Annotated in this window: 13 protein-coding genes and 1 tRNA gene; 9 read left to right on the top strand and 5 right to left on the bottom strand. The window is 40.4% G+C overall.

The window, feature by feature from the left end:
• Positions 1–41: 41 nt before the first annotated feature.
• On the bottom strand, positions 42–1,808 hold the full coding sequence (asnB, locus tag B4C08_RS01230) for an asparagine synthase B (RefSeq protein WP_296662231.1): 1,767 nt from the start codon (positions 1,806–1,808) through the stop codon (positions 42–44).
• Between the two features lie 363 nt (positions 1,809–2,171).
• Here asnB and B4C08_RS01225 point away from each other — a divergent pair, with 363 nt between their 5' ends.
• Together B4C08_RS01225 and B4C08_RS01220 are read left to right on the top strand one after the other, a co-directional pair.
• Positions 2,172–2,876 (top strand): 5'-methylthioadenosine/adenosylhomocysteine nucleosidase, encoded by a 705-nt coding sequence (locus B4C08_RS01225; RefSeq protein WP_296662230.1) that lies wholly within the window; start codon positions 2,172–2,174, stop codon positions 2,874–2,876.
• Positions 2,877–2,973: 97 nt separating this feature from the next.
• Complete coding sequence (locus B4C08_RS01220) at positions 2,974–4,188, top strand: hypothetical protein (protein ID WP_296662229.1); 1,215 nt, start codon at positions 2,974–2,976, stop codon at positions 4,186–4,188.
• A 346-nt stretch (positions 4,189–4,534) separates the two neighbouring features.
• On the opposite strand, the gene B4C08_RS01215 is transcribed toward B4C08_RS01220, so the two are convergent.
• Positions 4,535–4,963: an Hsp20/alpha crystallin family protein gene (locus tag B4C08_RS01215; RefSeq protein WP_296662228.1), complete on the bottom strand. Its 429-nt coding sequence runs from the start codon at positions 4,961–4,963 to the stop codon at positions 4,535–4,537.
• A 491-nt stretch (positions 4,964–5,454) separates the two neighbouring features.
• On the opposite strand from B4C08_RS01215, the gene ppdK reads away from it, so the two are divergent.
• Together ppdK and B4C08_RS01205 are read left to right on the top strand one after the other, a co-directional pair.
• Positions 5,455–8,355 (top strand): pyruvate, phosphate dikinase, encoded by a 2,901-nt coding sequence (gene ppdK, locus B4C08_RS01210; RefSeq protein ID WP_296662227.1) that lies wholly within the window; start codon positions 5,455–5,457, stop codon positions 8,353–8,355.
• Between the two features lie 108 nt (positions 8,356–8,463).
• Positions 8,464–9,258 carry a histidinol-phosphatase gene (locus B4C08_RS01205; protein ID WP_296662226.1) on the top strand — a complete coding sequence of 265 codons (795 nt, stop codon included), beginning with the start codon at positions 8,464–8,466 and terminating at the stop codon, positions 9,256–9,258.
• Here B4C08_RS01205 and B4C08_RS01200 read toward each other — a convergent pair.
• Positions 9,194–9,748, bottom strand: a complete 555-nt coding sequence (locus tag B4C08_RS01200) for a dihydrofolate reductase (protein WP_296662225.1) — start codon at positions 9,746–9,748, stop codon at positions 9,194–9,196. The two genes, B4C08_RS01205 and B4C08_RS01200, sit on opposite strands and share 65 nt — an antisense overlap.
• Positions 9,749–9,999: 251 nt before the next feature.
• Here B4C08_RS01200 and B4C08_RS01195 point away from each other — a divergent pair, with 251 nt between their 5' ends.
• Entirely contained in the window at positions 10,000–10,356 is a 357-nt protein-coding gene (locus tag B4C08_RS01195; RefSeq protein ID WP_295799976.1) for a hypothetical protein, read from the top strand.
• Positions 10,357–10,481: 125 nt separating this feature from the next.
• Here B4C08_RS01195 and B4C08_RS01190 read toward each other — a convergent pair whose 3' ends face one another.
• Together B4C08_RS01190 and abc-f are read right to left on the bottom strand one after the other, a co-directional pair.
• A complete protein-coding gene (locus tag B4C08_RS01190) occupies positions 10,482–11,210 on the bottom strand; it encodes an NAD-dependent protein deacylase (RefSeq protein ID WP_296662224.1) in 729 nt (242 codons plus the stop codon).
• A gap of 14 nt (positions 11,211–11,224) precedes the next feature.
• Positions 11,225–13,138, bottom strand: coding sequence for a ribosomal protection-like ABC-F family protein (abc-f, locus tag B4C08_RS01185; RefSeq protein WP_296662223.1), 1,914 nt, complete (start codon positions 13,136–13,138; stop codon positions 11,225–11,227).
• Positions 13,139–13,358: 220 nt separating this feature from the next.
• On the opposite strand from abc-f, the gene B4C08_RS01180 reads away from it, so the two are divergent.
• The 4 genes from B4C08_RS01180 (at position 13,359) to B4C08_RS01165 (ending at position 16,355) form a co-directional block, all read left to right on the top strand.
• Positions 13,359–13,432 (top strand) — tRNA-Val (locus B4C08_RS01180).
• A 30-nt stretch (positions 13,433–13,462) separates the two neighbouring features.
• Positions 13,463–13,699 (top strand): hypothetical protein, encoded by a 237-nt coding sequence (locus B4C08_RS01175; protein ID WP_296662222.1) that lies wholly within the window; start codon positions 13,463–13,465, stop codon positions 13,697–13,699.
• A 545-nt stretch (positions 13,700–14,244) separates the two neighbouring features.
• Positions 14,245–14,613, top strand: a complete 369-nt coding sequence (locus B4C08_RS01170) for an HU family DNA-binding protein (RefSeq protein WP_296662221.1) — start codon at positions 14,245–14,247, stop codon at positions 14,611–14,613.
• Between the two features lie 443 nt (positions 14,614–15,056).
• Positions 15,057–16,355: an SUMF1/EgtB/PvdO family nonheme iron enzyme gene (locus tag B4C08_RS01165; RefSeq protein WP_296662220.1), complete on the top strand. Its 1,299-nt coding sequence runs from the start codon at positions 15,057–15,059 to the stop codon at positions 16,353–16,355.
• Positions 16,356–16,483: the final 128 nt, after the last annotated feature.

The raw sequence follows: 16,483 nt of genomic DNA, 5'->3' as shown, positions 1-16,483 counted from the left end.
GGTCAAGCCCGATAATGACAGGCTCGACATTCAGTTTAAAACTATCTTTTGTAAGCGTCATTGTGTACGCCGCTTATAGCTCTTCCGCTAGGCTCGTCCATTTTGCTCCAGGCTTCGTCCCATTCTAGGGCTTTTGCTGTTGAGCAGGCGACTCCGGCTTCATGCGGAACTACAAGTGCTGCGCTTTCGCTTGGGAAGAGGTTTGAAAAAATTTCCCTGTAGTAATATTCTTCCTTTGTAACAGGAGTGTTTACCGGGAATCTTTTTGCTCTCTGGGCGAATTCTGCATCCGAAACTTTCTGCGCTGTCATTTCTTTTAATGTGTCAATCCAGCTGTAGCCTACGCCGTCGCTGAACTGTTCTTTTTGTCTCCAGCAAATGTCAGGCGGAAGAATGTCTTCAAATGCCTTGCGGACAATCCATTTTTCAATGCGCTGTTTTCCGTTCGGAAGCTTTATATTCATTTTGTCGAGAGGATTCAACCTCATTGCAATATCAATAAAATCTTTGTCAAGGAAAGGAACTCGGCCTTCAACTCCCCAGGCTGCAAGAGATTTGTTTGCGCGCAGGCAGTCGTAAAGGTGCAGTTTGCTCATTTTGCGTACAAGCTCCTCATGGAACTCGCGGGCATTAGGCGCTTTATGGAAGTACAAATATCCGCCAAAAAGCTCATCGCTTCCTTCGCCAGAAAGAACCATTTTGATTCCCATGGATTTTATAACGCGGGCAAGAAGATACATTGGTGTTGATGCGCGCACGGTTGTGATGTCGTAAGTTTCAATGTGGTAAATTACGTCTTCAAGAGCATCCAGCGCTTCCTGAATTGTAAAGTGAACTTCATGGTGAACTGTTCCTATAAAGTCAGCGGCTTTTTTTGCTGCGATTAAGTCCGGGCTGCCTTCAAGTCCTACTGCAAAACTGTGAAGCTGCGGCCACCAGGCATCTTTTAAAGATCCGGTTTCAATTCTTTTTTTTGCGAATTTTTGTGTTATTGCCGCGATTACAGTTGAGTCAAGTCCTCCTGAAAGCAAAACTCCATAAGGAACGTCGCTCATAAGCTGCTGCTTTACGGCTTTTTCAAGTCCATCGCGCACATTCTGAATCACATCTTCATTTATGATTTCTCCGTTGTCATCTGTTGCGCGTTTTGCGTTTTCTACTGCGCTGAATTCTTCCCAGTCGCGTTTGTACCAAAGAGTCGGTTTTTTGTCTTTTGAATAGAAATAATGTCCGTTTGGAAACTCCTCTATAGAAACCATGTTCTGTCCTTCAAGAGCCTTTAGTTCCGAAGCAACATAGTAACGTCCCTGCTTATCCCATGCCTGATAAAGCGGAATAACGCCGATTTCGTCGCGGGCAATTAAATAAACGTCTTTTTCTGAATCATAAAGCGCGAATGCAAAAATTCCAGAAAGCTCTTCTATCATTTTGCAAAAGCCGTTTTCTTCTGCTCTGTATTTTTTGTAAAGCGGAATTATAACTTCGCAGTCGCTCTGTGTTTTGAAGCTATATTTTCCTGCAAATTGTCTGCGGATTTCCTGATGATTGTAAATTTCACCGTTTGCCGCAAGAATAATTTTTCCGTCATCGCTAACAAGCGGCTGTTTTCCAGAAAGCGGATCTACAATAGAAAGACGTTCGTGGCTTAAAATTGCGTTGTTTCCTGTGTAAACCCCGCTCCAGTCCGGTCCCCTATGACGGATTTTTTTAGACATATCCAGAACTTGGGAACGAAGCTGTTCTTTTAAACCTTCATCAATTGGCTGTGAGCCGCTGTTTAAATCAAATGCGCCAACAAATCCACACATAAATAACCCCTTTTTCAATTAATTGGCAAAAAAAAGACGCCTGTTCTAAGGACATAAAAATACCCAAAAAACAGACGTCATTGTCTAAAAAACAATATATTGATTTTTTAAATTTGTGTCAATTCGTAGATTGAAAATTGAAATTCCTTTTGCTTTCTATTATTCTGTTTTTGACAAAAAAAATAACGGGCTGCCCTAAGGAGGAGAAAGACAGTCCGTTTATGAAGCGTGTTGACTTCATTTTGTCATTTTATTTACTGCTGGCTATAATCTATATGAAAACTTTAATGTAGTCAATAATTTTGAAGAATTTTTACGAAAAATTTTATAAACAATGCGGTATTTCGCAAGGAGTAACATTTTATGTCAAAGAAGATTGGAATAATTGGTGCAATGAGCGTTGAATTGGAGTTTTTAAAGTCTAAACTGGAAGAAAATTCAGCGGAAACTAAGGCTGGCGGAATGATATTTACGGAAGGAAAAATAAACGGCTCTTCTGTGGTTCTGGTTCAGTCTGGAGTTGGAAAAGTAAATGCTGCTTTGTGCGCCCAGCGGCTGATTCTTCAGTTTGGATGCACGCATATAATTAACACTGGGATTGCCGGCGCAATGGCTTTTGGGCTTAAAGTTCTTGACTTTGTTGCTTCCACGGATGCGGTTTATCACGACATGGACGCAACAGGATTCGGCTACAAAAAAACTGAAATTCCGCAGATGAAATGCAGCGATTTTCCGGCGGACGGCAAAATGCTTGAAGCGGCTCGTTCTGCATTTAAAGAATTTCCGGCGGAACATAAGCTTGTGTTTGGGCGGATTGCCACAGGAGATCAGTTTGTAAGCGACAAAGAAAAAAAATCTGCAATTCAGGAAACTTGCTCTCCGGCTTGTGTTGAAATGGAAGGAGCTGCCGTTGCGCACGCTTGCTGGATAAATGAAATTCCGTTTGTAATTATCCGTTGCATGAGCGATATGGCGGACGATGACGGAGAATCAACTTACAGTTTTAATGAAAATGAAGCGGCTTCATTGAGCGGTTCTCTTGTTTTGTCTATGCTTGGCAGATTTTAATTACGTTTAATTCTTTTTCTTGCATTATATTGCTAAATCTTCCCATTTGTTGTAAAAATAAAACTTCAGCAATTTACAATAAATGGAGATGTTTTAAATGAAAAAATCATTTTTTGCAGTTGCGCTTTTTGCTGTTTTTGCAGGTTTTCTGAATGCGGAGCCTATAATTACAAAATTTGAAATTCAAGGCTTAAAGCGTACAAAAGAATTTGCTGCTCAGCGTGATTTAAAAAAATTCATTGGAAAAGAAGCCTCTGCAGAAACCTTGCACAGCATAGAAAATTCGCTTCAGGCGGACAATCTTTTTACAAACATTTCAATTGAATGCGAGCCTATAACCGAAAACGAAAGCTGCGTGAAAATTTCACTTGAAGAGAAAATGTCCATTTTGCCGTTGCCGATTGTTGCCGTTAACGACGGACTTTTTTCTGCGGGCGCATTTCTTATTGATTCAAATGCGATGGGGTTGAAGGATTTTTTTATTCTAGGCGGAATTTTTTCGCGCGACAACATTTCTGGAATGACATTTTTTTCACGTCCGCCAAAAGGCTCGTCATTGGGATTTTCGATTTACACAGGAATTTCAAAATCAGACACGGAGCTTGTTACAACAAAAGACGATTCAGTTTACGATTTTGGCTCTCTTTCTTTCCGCGGAAGCCTTGGCGTTTCCAAAAAATTCTTTGACTGTTTTTCTGCGGAATTAAACACAGGGTTTGGAATTGTAAAAATTGACGGCTCGGACGAAATTAAAGGCGAGATTGAATCTGAAAAAGTATGGGAATCTTCCGCCACAATAGATTTTAAAACCGCTGACTGGAACGGTGTTTTTATGTCTGAAAAATCCGCAGCCGCAAAGGCTTTTGTTGATGTTACGCCTTGCCGGGATGTTTTTAACGGATTTGAGCTTAAAATAAAAATTCAGCAGCCGATTCTTGACAAGCTTAGAATTGTGCAGTCAGCGTCTTGCTTCTATGAATTCGACGCTCCGATTGTCTTTTACACTGGCGGACGTTCAGCTTCTGTTAGTCTTTTTCCTAGCGAATTTTCTTCTGATTCAATGGCAGGACTTTCTATTGGGCTTGAATATGCTGCGCTCAAGACAAAAATAGGCCTTTTTTCTGTTTATGCGGTTTATCAGACAGCGCGCGCAAAAGACTTTGACAGGACTTGGGTTTTTAATCAGGGAGCTGGCGGCGGAATGAAAATGTACCTTTCAAAAGTCGCGTTTCCGGCTTGTTCAGTTGAAGTCATTTACAATATTACAGAAAAAGAATTCAGGACAGGCTTTTCTATAGGAATGTCGATGTAGTTTTTTTTATAAAAACTGAAAAAAAATATTTTGCCGTAAAAGACGAATGTCGAATTTTAATAAAACAGCTACTAAACAATTATTCCTGTGCAAACATCGCAGTGTCAATCCTAGTAATGACATTAAATCATAAAACTCGGAATTGAATCTAATAATTTTGATGACAGACAACTAGAATCAATAATAAAATTAATGTCTTTAAATGAACAGAACCCCGGATGCCCGGGGTTCTGCCGTTCACTTTCGTGAACTAAAGGAGAGAGTTTTATCAGCTTTATAAGCTGATTAGAATATACATCATTGCATTTTCTTTGTCAACAGTTTTTAAAAAATTTTTTAATTTTTTTTACTCGCTTTTGATTGTAATTTTCTTTTCTGTGGAATCTTCCTTGCGTCCGATTTCAATAGAAAGAATGCCGTTTTTGAATGTTGCGTTTACTTTGTTGGCATCAATGTCTTTTGGCAAAGTAAATGAACGTTTGAATTGGCTGTGCCTTGTTGTGCGTTCGCGCAGAATGTAGTAAACATCGTCAACTTTTTCTTTCTTTTCTCCTGAATCAGACTTTGCGTTTTCAACAGAAGAAATTGTAAGAACATCGTTTTTAAGCGTTATGTCTACATCTTTTTCAGTTTTTCCAGGCAAATCCATAGAAAGCACATAGCTGTCTTTTTTCTGCACAACGTCTACTTTCGGGGCAAAAGCTGCTTCGCGGTAGCTTGGCAATGCAAATCCGTCATTTCCAAAAAGTGAATCTAAAAGTGAAAGTTCGTTCATATAAATCTCCTCGCTGGTTTTACAGCATTGTTTTAATTTTTTTTCGTACTGCCTTTCAGCCGTACACTAAATATATAGCAGAATGCGTGCCAAGTGGAGAAAAGTCAGCAATTTGCTGAATAAATGCCTTTTTCGCTTGTTTTTGGCTTATTATCTGCGTTTGAGTTTTGTGTTTGCTTGAAAATTTGTGCTATGACCGTTGAATTTGCCTTTTTATTTGAATTTTTTTGACGCAGAAGATGAAGTTAATTTTGTGAAAATTGGGAAATTTTGGCTCACGTTAAAGATATGAACTTGCTGTATGGATTGGAAAAACTTGGCGATTTTTTTTGTGGATTTGATAAATTGAGAAGTCTGCGATTTGCTTTAAAGAATTCCTTTTGAAAAAATTCAAATTTTAATTTGCAATTCTTGCTGATATTAAAAACATTTGTTGACGATACAAGAAATTACCATTATAATTTTCTTCACATATATATATGGAGGACATAATGGCTAAGACCAAATATGTTTATTACTTTGGTGATGGCGACGCAGAAGGCGATGAATCAATGCGTCCAATCCTCGGTGGAAAAGGCGCAAACCTTGCTCAGATGGCAAAGAAACCTTTGAGCCTTCCTGTTCCATCTGGATTCACAATTTCAATTGATGTTTGTCAGGAATACTACAAATTAGGCAAAAAGTATCCGGCAGGACTTGATGCAGAAGTTGCTAAGTATCTTGCAAAGCTTGAAAAGTCAATGGGCAAAAAGCTCGGCGATGCAAAAGATCCGCTTCTTGTTTCAGTTCGCTCAGGCGCTGCAGAATCTATGCCTGGTATGATGGACACAATCCTCAACCTCGGTCTTAACGACAATTCAGTTCTTGGTCTTGCAAACAAAACACAGAACCCACGCTTTGCATGGGATGCATACCGCCGCTTTATTCAGATGTACGGCAACGTTGCAATGGGTGTAGATCACGACAAGTTCGAAGAAATCATCGACGAAGTTAAGTCTCACCGTGGAATCACACAGGATACAGATCTTACTACAGAAGAACTTCAGGAAATTGTTTCTAAGTACAAGGCAATGTACAAGAAAGAAAAGGGCGAAGACTTCCCGCAGGATCCACACAAACAGATGTGGGGAGCAATCGGAGCTGTATTTGGTTCTTGGATGAATCCTCGTGCTATCACATACCGCAAGCTCAACAACATTGATGAAAGAGTTATCAAAGGCACAGCCGTAACTGTTATGGCAATGGTATTTGGAAACATGGGCGACACATCAGGAACTGGTGTTTGCTTCAGCCGCGATCCTTCTACTGGTGTTAACGAATTCATGGGTGAATACCTTATGAATGCTCAGGGTGAAGACGTTGTTGCTGGAATCCGCACACCTCAGCACCTTTCTCAGCTTGCTGAAACAAATCCAAAGATTTACGATCAGCTTTGCAAAATCCGCGCTCGCCTTGAAAAGCACTATCACGATATGCAGGATATGGAGTTCACAGTTCAGGAAGGAACTCTCTATATGCTTCAGTGCCGCAACGGAAAACGCACAGGACCGGCAGCTGTTAAAATGGCAGTTGACATGGTTGCAGAAAAACTCATCACAAAAGAACAGGCTCTTCTCCGTGTAAAGCCAGATCAGCTTGACCAGCTTCTTCACCCTCAGTTTGAGCCAAAAGCTCTTAAAGCCGCTGCACCAATCGCAGAAGCTCTTAACGCATCTCCTGGAGCTGGAGCCGGACAGATTGTATTCACAGCAGACGAAGCTGTTGAATGGAACAAGGCTGGAAAGAAAGTAATGCTCGTTCGCAAAGAGACATCTCCTGATGACATTGCAGGTATGTACGTTGCAGAAGGAATCTTGACATCTACAGGCGGACGCACTTCACACGCTGCTGTTGTTGCACGTGGTATGGGAACTCCTTGTGTTTGCGGTTGCGCAGCAGTTGTATTCGTAGACAAAGAAACAGTAAAGATTGGCGACAAGACTTTCAAGAAGGGCGACAATATTTCTATTGACGGTTCAACTGGTAAAGTTTACGCAGGTCTTATTCCTGTAGAAGAAGCAAAAGTTTCTGGCGACCTTGAAACATTCCTTGGCTGGGCTGATGAAATCCGCGCAAAGTCTGTACGCAAAACAGCTTCTGGAAAGACTGTAAAAGGATTCGATGTTCTTGCAAATGCAGAGCAGAACGAAGCTCCACAGGCATTCAAGTTTGGCGCAAACGGTATTGGTCTTTGCCGCACAGAGCACATGTTCTTTGAGGAGCCAAAACTTTCTTCATTCCAGAAGATGATTATTTCTGAAAACACAGAAGCACGCAAAGAAAACCTTGCAAAGATTCTTCCACTTCAGGAAAAAGATTTCTACGGAATCATCAAGACAATGGGCGGACGCGCTGTAACAATCCGTCTTCTTGACCCGCCTCTTAACGAGTTCATTCAGGCTGCTACAGATGTTGAAGCTCAGGCTCTTGCTTCTAAGCTCGGAGTTTCTGTTGCAACAATCAAGGCAAAGTTCGCTGACCTCAACGAACACAACCCTATGCTTGGACACCGCGGATGCCGTCTTGCAATCACATATCCTGAAATCTACGAAATGCAGGTTGAAGCAATCGCTTTGGCAACTGCACACGCAGAAAAGGACGGAATTGCACATGATGTTCGCATTATGATTCCTAACGTAACTTCTGTAAACGAACTCAAGCAGATCCGCGCACAGGCAGAAGCTGTAATTGCAAAAGTAAACGAATCAAAGGGAACAAAACTCAAGTTCCAGATTGGTTCTATGATTGAATTCCCACGCGCAGCTTGCACAGCAGATCAGATTGCACAGTACGCTGACTTCTTCTCATTCGGTACAAATGACCTTACACAGACAACATTCGGCTTTAGCCGTGATGACTATGGCAAGTTCATTGATTCTTACCTTGACCAGAAGATTCTCGAAAAAGACCCATTCAAGACTCTTGATCCAGACGGACCAGGCGCTCTTATGGAAATTGCAGAAGCTAAGGGACGCTCGGTAAAATCTGACCTTCACCTTGGAATCTGTGGAGAACATGGCGGAGACCCAGATTCAATCGCTCTTTGCTACAAACTTGGTCTTAACTACGTTTCTTGCTCACCATTCCGTGTACCAGCTGCACGTCTTGCCGGAGCACAGGCTGTTATTAAAGCTCTTGCCGCTGCAAAAGCTGCAAAAGCCCCAGCAAAAAAGCCAGCTACTGCAAAGAAAACTGTAGCAGAAAAAAAGACTTCAACAGCAAAGAAACCGGCTGCAAAAGCCCCAGCAAAGAAAGCTCCTGCTAAAAAACCGGCTGCAAAGTCAACAGCAAAGAAACCAGCTGCAAAAGCATCAGCAAAAAAAGCTCCTGCTAAAAAAACAACAAAGAAATAATTTTCATTGATGTTTAGCGGCTAAATGCTAACTTCCCCTCTAGGAAACTGGAGGGGATTTTTTTATGCCCTTAACATAATTCTTCTTTTTTACTAAAATCAAACATATATGAAATCAATTTCTAACTTTCATACGCACACAGAGCTTTGCCATCATGCAAAAGGACAGCCGGTCGATTATGTTAATCAGGCTATGCTGGAAGGCTGCACTGCTTTGGGATTTTCTGACCATTGCCCTTATCCGGAAGATTTTTTTGACTACTGGCCGGAAATAAGAATGACAACAAAAGAGGCTTCTGAATACAGCGAATGGATTGAAGAGGCAAAGGAAGCTGCGGCGTTTCCTGTTTACCAAGGATATGAATGTGAATGGGAAGAATCATACACCGGCTGGTACGATGAGCTTAAGGCGAACTTTGGAGCGGACTATCTTGTTCTTGGCTCGCACTGGGTTGCAGACGGATCAAGCCATATTTATATTCCCGATGTTGAAAGCCCTTCGCTTTTGAACAAATACATTGACCAAACTATAGAAGGAATGCGGAGCGGTCATTTTGCTTTTCTTGCTCACCCGGATTTGTTTATGGCAGGCTACAAGGAATGGGACGACCAGTCAAAGGCTTGCAGCCAGGCAATTTTGGATGCGGCTTCTGATTTAGATTTGCCTATTGAAATAAATGGACTTGGAATAACTAGAACTCCGAATCATACAAAGCGCGGAATGCGCTACCCTTACCCGTTTGTTGAGTTCTGGGAAATGGCGTCCCTTACGAATGTCCGTGTAATTTGCAATTCTGATGCGCACAATCCTCAGGATGTTATAATGAACGCCTGGAAAGCTAGGGATTTTGCAAGCCGCTTTGGAATTGAGCCTTTGGAGCTTCCAGATTTCTGTACTGATTAAAAACAAGAATTCCGCTTTTCCTTGAATTTATCAGACTGAACTTTTGAGGGCGGTTTATAAAAATTTTTGCATTTGGAAAGTTCTTGCAAAAAACTGTTTCGTAGATAATGCCGTCCACAAGGTTCTTTCTGAACGCTTCTGCAAATAGCTTTTTTCCGCCTATTAAAAAAATATCATCCGGGCAAAAAAAGTTAAGCGCATTTAAAGCTTCTTCAATAGAAGAAAAAAACATAAACTCATTGCCTGTGTTTTCTATTTTTTGCGGAACAGCGTTTCTTTTTATTACAATGTTCAGCCTGTCTTTGAGCGGAAAAGGCAGAGTTTTAAAAGTGTTAAATCCCATTATGACGGCTTTTTTTAAAGTCATTTGTTTAAAAAAAGCCATGTCTTCCTTGCATTCTTTTTGAAGCTCGGGAACTTTTTTCCATGGAAGAGTTCCATTTTCTAGTGCGAATTCTCCGTTAAGCCCGGCGGCGTAAATTGCATTCATTTTTTCATCAGCCTTTTTCTTTAAATTTGATTTCGAGTTTTATAATTTGATGTCATTATCGGGCTTGACCCGATAATCTATTTAAATTTTACAACAGATTCCTGTGTCGAAGCACAGAAATGACTGTTTTTATCAAAACTCAACATTTGACCTTTTGCTTTAGTTTATAGTTCATGGAATTGCAAGGTCAAGACTTTTGCGCGCAAGGTTTGTATTGCCATATTTTTGCAAATCAGAGATAATGTTTAACTATGAAAATTACAGATTTTATGAAGAGGCTTTTTCAGAAGTCTGGAAATAAAAAAGAAAATTCCGATTTGCTGGAAAGAATTGATTTATCAATGAATCTTCTTGTGCAGAAATCGCAAAATTTAAATAGCCAGTTTGATGAAGAAAAAAAACAGATAGCGGAACTTGCCGAAGAAGCAAAAAAAATTGCCGGCTCAAATGAAATTTTTTCTGCAAAGCTTGAGCAAGACATCCTTGGAAACATTACAGCCGTAAGTTCAGCTTGCGATTCAGTTCTTTCAGGAAGCAATGAGTCCGCAGTAAAAGAAACACTTGCTTCCCTAAAAACAGTTTTGGCGCAAAGAATGGCATTAAAGTAAATTTAATTGTCATTCCTGTGCTTTGGCACAGGAATCTTTCCAACAGATTATCAACCGAGTTTTTTTCAGAAACATCGCAGGGTCAAGCCCGATAATGACAGTAAAATATAAAATTTGATATTTGACTACAATTTTGAAAAAACGTTTCCAAGGTTTTCGTGCAGAACGAGGTTTGCAATTCCGTCGCTTGGAGTCGGGTCGCGGTTTATAAGCACAATGTTTTCTCCGCGGAAATAATGAATCATTCCTGCCGCCGGATAAACAGTGAGCGAAGTCCCTCCGATAATCAAAAGGTCTGCGCTGCCTATTGCCTTGATTGCGCCGCTTACAACTTCATCCTTTAAAGATTCTTCGTAAAGAACAACGTCCGGCTTTATGAGGGACCCGCATTTTTCGCACCGTGGAAGTCCGTCTTGGTCTGAATGAGAAGCAATATATTTTTCATCGTAGAACGCTCCGCATTTTGTGCAGTAGTTTCTAAGGACACTTCCGTGCAGCTCAAAGACATTTTTGCTTCCTGCCGCCTGATGAAGTCCGTCAATATTCTGAGTTACGACTGCCAGAAGTTTTCCTTGTTTTTCAAGTTCCGCAAGTTTAAAATGCGTAATGTTCGGCTTTATTCCGGAAACAAGAAGTTTTTCCCGGTAGAATCTGTAGAATTCCTTTGGATTTGAATGAAAAAAAGTCGCGCTCAGTATTGTTTCCGGCGGATAAGCCCACTTTTGATTGTAAAGTCCGTCAACGCTCCTAAAGTCTGGAATGCCGCTTTCTGTACTGACTCCAGCTCCTCCAAAAAACACAATCTTCTGGGATTTTTCTACAAGCTGTTTCAACTGTTCGATTTTTTCTTCCATAAAAGTACCTCCGTTTACATTTCAAGCGCGGAAAGTTCTTCCCATCTTGAATATGCTTCTTCAAGCTCTTTTTCTAGGTCTGCGTATTCTTTTCCGGCTTTTGAGGATTTTTCGTAGTCAGGGCAGGCCATAAGTTTTTCAAGTTCCGGCTTTTTATCTTCAAGCTCAAATATGCGCTGCTCAAGCTGCTCGAATTCCTTTTTTTCCTTGAACGACATTTTGTTCTTTTTCTGATGAACTGGAGTCTTTTCTGTTTTTTCTTCCTGCTTGGATTGTGATTTTTGTTGCGCGCTTTGTTCCTGTTCAAGCTCAAGATATTCAGAGCATTTCCCTACAAAACCGGAAACACTTCCATCGTTTTCCATTATAAACATTGTGTCGCAGATTTTGTCCATAAAGTAACGGTCGTGGCTAACAACTAAAAGGCAGCCCTTGAACGAAAGCAAAAACTGCTCAAGAATATTCATTGTAAAAATATCAAAGTCGTTTGTAGGCTCGTCCAGAATCAGAAAATTCGGATTGCTGATTAAAAGTCGCACAAGATAAAGCCGCTTGCGCTCTCCGCCGCTCAAAGTTCCCACTGGCGAATGCTGAATTTTTCCTTCAAAGCCGAACTGCTCAAGAAAAAGAGGCGCGCTTAAAACTGTGCCGTCATTCATTTTCATAACGTCCGCCGCTTCCTTTATGTAGTCAAGAACTGTAAGTTCCGTGTTTTCAAAATGTGGATTCTGCTCATAGTAAGCAATAGAAGTGTTTTCGCCTTTTACAACTTCGCCGGAATCTGGCTGGATTTTCTGCGTGATTATATTCAAAAGCGTAGTTTTTCCAGAGCCGTTGCCGCCGAACACGCCGATTTTTTCGCCTTTGTTAAAACTGTAGCTAAAGTCTTTAAGAACTGGAAAGGCATTTTCTGTTTTGCTTTTGCCCGAAGATGCGAATCCTTTTTGAAAATTCTTTGTGATTTTATGAAGCTCAAGAATTTTTCCGCCGAGCCTTCTGCCTTCAACTTCAAAAGTAAAGCCCTTGTCTGCGGAAAACTTTTCACGGTTTATTAAAGCCTGGTCGCGCTGGATTCTTGCCTTTGCTTTTGTTCCGCGGGCGCAAGGTCCTCTCATAAGCCAGTCGCGCTCAAACCTCAAAACGGATTCAATGCGGCGTTCTGTGTTCGCTTCAATCTGCGCTTCTGTCTGTTTTTTTTCAAGGTAAGTTGAATAGTTGCCTGTGTAAAGCTTTATCTTGTTGCGCGCAAGTTCATAGATATTGTTGCAGACTGCGTCCAAAAAATAACGGTCGTGGGTTACCATAAGAACTGACCTTTTAGTTTCGGCAAGATAATTTTGAAGCCAAAGAATTGTGGAAATGTCCAGATGGTTTGTGGGCTCGTCCAAAAGAAGCAGCTTTGTGTCTTCAACAAGAACTTGTGCAAGCGCGACTTTTTTTATCATTCCGCCTGAAAGCTCTCCCATCTTGCGGTTAAGGTCGTTTATTCCAAGCGTGGTAAGAATTGACTTTATCTGGGACTCGTAGTTCCAAAGATTGTCCTTTTGCATTTTTTCGTTCAATGTGTTGAACTTTTGCTGGGCTTGCTGCGAGTTTGTTTTTTGAAGCTCGTCGCAGGCTTCTTCGTATTCGCGGATTGTCTTGAGCTTGGGACTTTGGAATTTGAATATGTGGCTTTTGATTGTGTCATCCTTGCTGTACAAAGGATTTTGTGCAAGAAAAGAAACTCCGGCTTCCTTGTTAAGAACAACAGTTCCTTCGTCCGGGGAAAGCAGGCCTGCAATTGTGTTAAGCAGAGTTGACTTTCCAGTTCCATTGCGTCCTATAAGAGCTGCCTTGTCTCCTTCGTTCAAGCCAAATGTTACTCCTGTAAACAAAGGTTTTTCACGCCCGATTTTTGCAAGGTTATTCACAGATAAAAGATTCATGCCAAAGATTCTAGCAGTTAAAAAGTGAATTTTCAATTAACCTTTTTTTGGAGGGAGGAAAACCAATTAATTCGGTTGAAAGCAAGGCGATTTCATCGCTATTTTTCCTCCCTCCATACCACCCTTCTTTCCTTGCACCGCTTAGGGGGGTGCACCCTAAGAACCTGCTTTAATAGGGTAGACGCTGGAGAAAAGTTTTGTTATTATAAGTGCATATTTTGCGCGACTAGCTCAGTTGGTTAGAGTACAAGCATGACACGCTTGGGGTCTTTGGTTCGATTCCAAAGCCGCGCATTTTTTTTGTTTGCTTGCCAGAAAAAAATTGTGAAATATACTTTGCCTTTATTGAAAGAAAAAATTCTCCACGATATAGATTATAATTTTCTTGATACAATCAAAAACAAGTTCCCAACAAATAATCCGTATTCCTTAGTTTGTCTTGCGGAAGTTATTTTTAATCGTGAAGAAGATGACACATATGACATATTGAAAGAAGTTATTGATGAAGCCTACGACTTGTATAAAAACGCAAATATTTCAGAATATTTAAGCGGGATTTAGAAATAAAGCTAGTTGAGTTTATAATCAATATTTTAGGTTCAATTTTGAGTTTTATGATTTAATGTTATTATCGTGCTTGCCCCTGCGATGTTTGCATAGCAATGACAGCCTTGTTGCATAGGAATAATTGTTTAGTAGCTGTTTTATTAAAACTCGACATTCTGCCTTTTAGAAAAATCAGAAATTTCTCTTAAACAAGATGCAAATCGATGTTGTAAAATCATTCTTTATTTTTTCATGCAAAAATTCACTCAAAACTCACTGAGGTTTCACTCAAAAGTCTGTGAGTTTTTTTTAAAAGTTACTGAGTTTTCACCTAAAAGTTACTGAGTTTTGACCCAAACCTCACTGGCTTTTGACCTGTTGTAAAAAAATATAAAAATTCTGCAAAAAAAAGTTGGCAACTTAGGCTATTTTTATTAACTTGTTATTGTACTTTCCGGCCGGAAGTATGAGGTTCCGTTGGAGCTTCTAAAAAATTATTTGCTAGCGGAGGTGCTTATTGAGAGTGCTTCATATTTTTATTAAGGAGAATCACCGAAATGATGTATTCTGTAAAAAAAAGGGAAAACCCCATTAACAGGGAAGAGTCTAAGTTTTATGCAACAGCGGAATATTCCGATGAAATCAACATCCGTCAGTTGGCTTGTGAAATTTCAAAGGGATGCACGCTTAATCCGGCAGATATTGTGGCTGTTATCGAAAGCTTCTTGGATAAAGTGCCGCATTACCTGAAAAACTCAAACAAGGTAAGGCTTGATAACTTTGGTATCCTTAAATTGTCGTTTAGGGCAAAAGGACAGCAGGTGGAAAAAGACGTTACTTCAAATGATATAACTAATGTACGTGTGCTTTTTCAGCCTTCTACAAAGCTAAAGCAAGAACTTGCCGATATAACCTACACAAAGAAGTAAGTACAGCTTTTGATGTAGGAACATTACAATGTACTAATATCACTTTTCGAGGCGCAATATAAGCTTTGGAATATAATTTATAAAAATAAATTGAGGCCAATGCAATGGCAACTTAATAAAAGCCATTGAATGCCAGAAAAAACGACACCTCCAGTGTAACTTGAATAGTTTGCACTGGAGGCTTTTTGTTTAGCAGGCTGATTTTTCCACACTGATTAGAAAAAACAAAGAGTTTCTTGTATTTATTGCGATTTATTCATTATAATGTAAAATAGATTATTAAAAAGTTGATTATAAAAGAGATTCCCATATCAAGTGTGGGAATGACAGGGAAATTCAAGTACGACAATGACAGAGAGATGAAACAAGTGCGGGAATGACAGAGAAATGAAAGTTGTCATTGTCGGACTTGATCCGACAATCCAAAAAACTAGAGGTCTTTTATGAAGAAATTTATTGTTCTAGCTTTATTTGCGTTTTTATTTGTGGCGGCGTCCTGCATGAACATGAGCGGCGGCTCAGAAAAAGGCGGCTCAATCCGTGTAGCTCTGCCTGGCAGCGGACGCTACTACCTTTACAATAAGGAAAATGCCGACAAGTTCGTTGTGCGTGTAATTGGCGAAAGTGAGACTATAGAGAAAGATGCGGCGTTGGGGGGGGTAATAGAGTTCACGGAGCTTGAAGCCGGTGAATATACCGTTGAGGCAGAAGCGAGAGATTCTGCGAACAATGATGAGCTTATCGCATCTGGAAGCAAAGATATAAAAGTTGAAGCTGATAAAACTACAGAATGCTCTTTAACCTTAATACTTTTGTCTAACATCTTTTCTATTGCTGAAGACGGAAGCATAGTTATAAACAAAACCAAGCTTGAAAAGACAGCCCTTGCGACAGTAATTGATGTCGCCACGACAATCACAGGAAGCGGAAGCGAAGGCGTTTTTATTGACGGCCGCACAGTAACTTTAAGCCCATACAGCATAGGTAAGTACGAAGTGACGCAGGAACTTTTTGAAGCCGTAATGGGAGAAAATCCAAGCAAGTTCCAAGGAGGCTCTTATCCTCCAGAAGATGGAGAAACTCAAAAGCTTCGTCCAGTTGAGTCGATAAGCTGGTATCATGCAATTGTGTTTTGCAACAGGCTTTCTATATTAATGGGGCTTGAGGAATGTTATACAGCATATGATGAAAATGGTCAAAAAGTTGACTGTGAAAATATTGCTTATAGTGATATAAAACCAAATTATCCCAGTGCAAAAAATACTTGGCAAAGTGTTTCTTGTGATTTATCAAAAAACGGCTTCCGTCTGCCTACAGCTGCCGAGTGGGAATTTGCTGCGCGCGGTGGAGACCAAAGCGCTTCTACTGACTGGAATTATACGTACGCCGGTACTAGTGATATTAATGCTTTATCTGATGTTGCATGGTATAATAACGATTTAGATGCTAGTACTAAGAAAACTCATGAAGTTGGAAAGTTAAAGCCTAACAGACTTGGACTTTATGATATGAGCGGAAACTGTTGGGAGTTTTGTTCTGATAGATCAGAAAGCATTCCTTTAGGAGTTGTAACAGATCCTATTGCTGAAAATGCAAGCGGAGAATGTATACGTATAAGTGGCTCTTTCAGTGATAGTAGTACCTGGGCACATGTTTATAGCTCTTATACTAACAGTGTTACTGATACTTATTCTAACAACGGTATCCGTCTTGCCCGCAGCGGCTTCCCTCGTGCAAACTAAGATAAAATAAAAGGTTAAAATTCGAGTTTTGAAAATTTACTGTCATTGCCGTGCTTGACACCGTGACGTTTGTGTAGCTAAATTTGACATTTAGCTGAAGGAATACTTCCTAAGAGGCTGAGTGAGTA

Source organism: Treponema sp. UBA753 (assembly GCF_002297325.1).
GTDB lineage: Bacteria > Spirochaetota > Spirochaetia > Treponematales > Treponemataceae > Treponema_D.
Note: the sequence above shows the minus strand (reverse complement) of the source record. Positions and strands in the feature narration are given on the sequence as shown.

What these genes read in the sequence shown, in the direction of transcription:
- asnB (WP_296662231.1), bottom strand. Translation starts at nt 1,808, where the DNA reads ATGTGTGGATTTGTTGGCGCATTTGATTTAAACAGCGGCTCACAGCCA.
- B4C08_RS01225 (WP_296662230.1), top strand. Translation starts at nt 2,172, where the DNA reads ATGTCAAAGAAGATTGGAATAATTGGTGCAATGAGCGTTGAATTGGAG.
- B4C08_RS01220 (WP_296662229.1), top strand. Translation starts at nt 2,974, where the DNA reads ATGAAAAAATCATTTTTTGCAGTTGCGCTTTTTGCTGTTTTTGCAGGT.
- B4C08_RS01215 (WP_296662228.1), bottom strand. Translation starts at nt 4,963, where the DNA reads ATGAACGAACTTTCACTTTTAGATTCACTTTTTGGAAATGACGGATTT.
- ppdK (WP_296662227.1), top strand. Translation starts at nt 5,455, where the DNA reads ATGGCTAAGACCAAATATGTTTATTACTTTGGTGATGGCGACGCAGAA.
- B4C08_RS01205 (WP_296662226.1), top strand. Translation starts at nt 8,464, where the DNA reads ATGAAATCAATTTCTAACTTTCATACGCACACAGAGCTTTGCCATCAT.
- B4C08_RS01200 (WP_296662225.1), bottom strand. Translation starts at nt 9,748, where the DNA reads ATGAATGCAATTTACGCCGCCGGGCTTAACGGAGAATTCGCACTAGAA.
- B4C08_RS01195 (WP_295799976.1), top strand. Translation starts at nt 10,000, where the DNA reads ATGAAAATTACAGATTTTATGAAGAGGCTTTTTCAGAAGTCTGGAAAT.
- B4C08_RS01190 (WP_296662224.1), bottom strand. Translation starts at nt 11,210, where the DNA reads ATGGAAGAAAAAATCGAACAGTTGAAACAGCTTGTAGAAAAATCCCAG.
- abc-f (WP_296662223.1), bottom strand. Translation starts at nt 13,138, where the DNA reads ATGAATCTTTTATCTGTGAATAACCTTGCAAAAATCGGGCGTGAAAAA.
- B4C08_RS01170 (WP_296662221.1), top strand. Translation starts at nt 14,245, where the DNA reads ATGTATTCTGTAAAAAAAAGGGAAAACCCCATTAACAGGGAAGAGTCT.
- B4C08_RS01165 (WP_296662220.1), top strand. Translation starts at nt 15,057, where the DNA reads ATGAAGAAATTTATTGTTCTAGCTTTATTTGCGTTTTTATTTGTGGCG.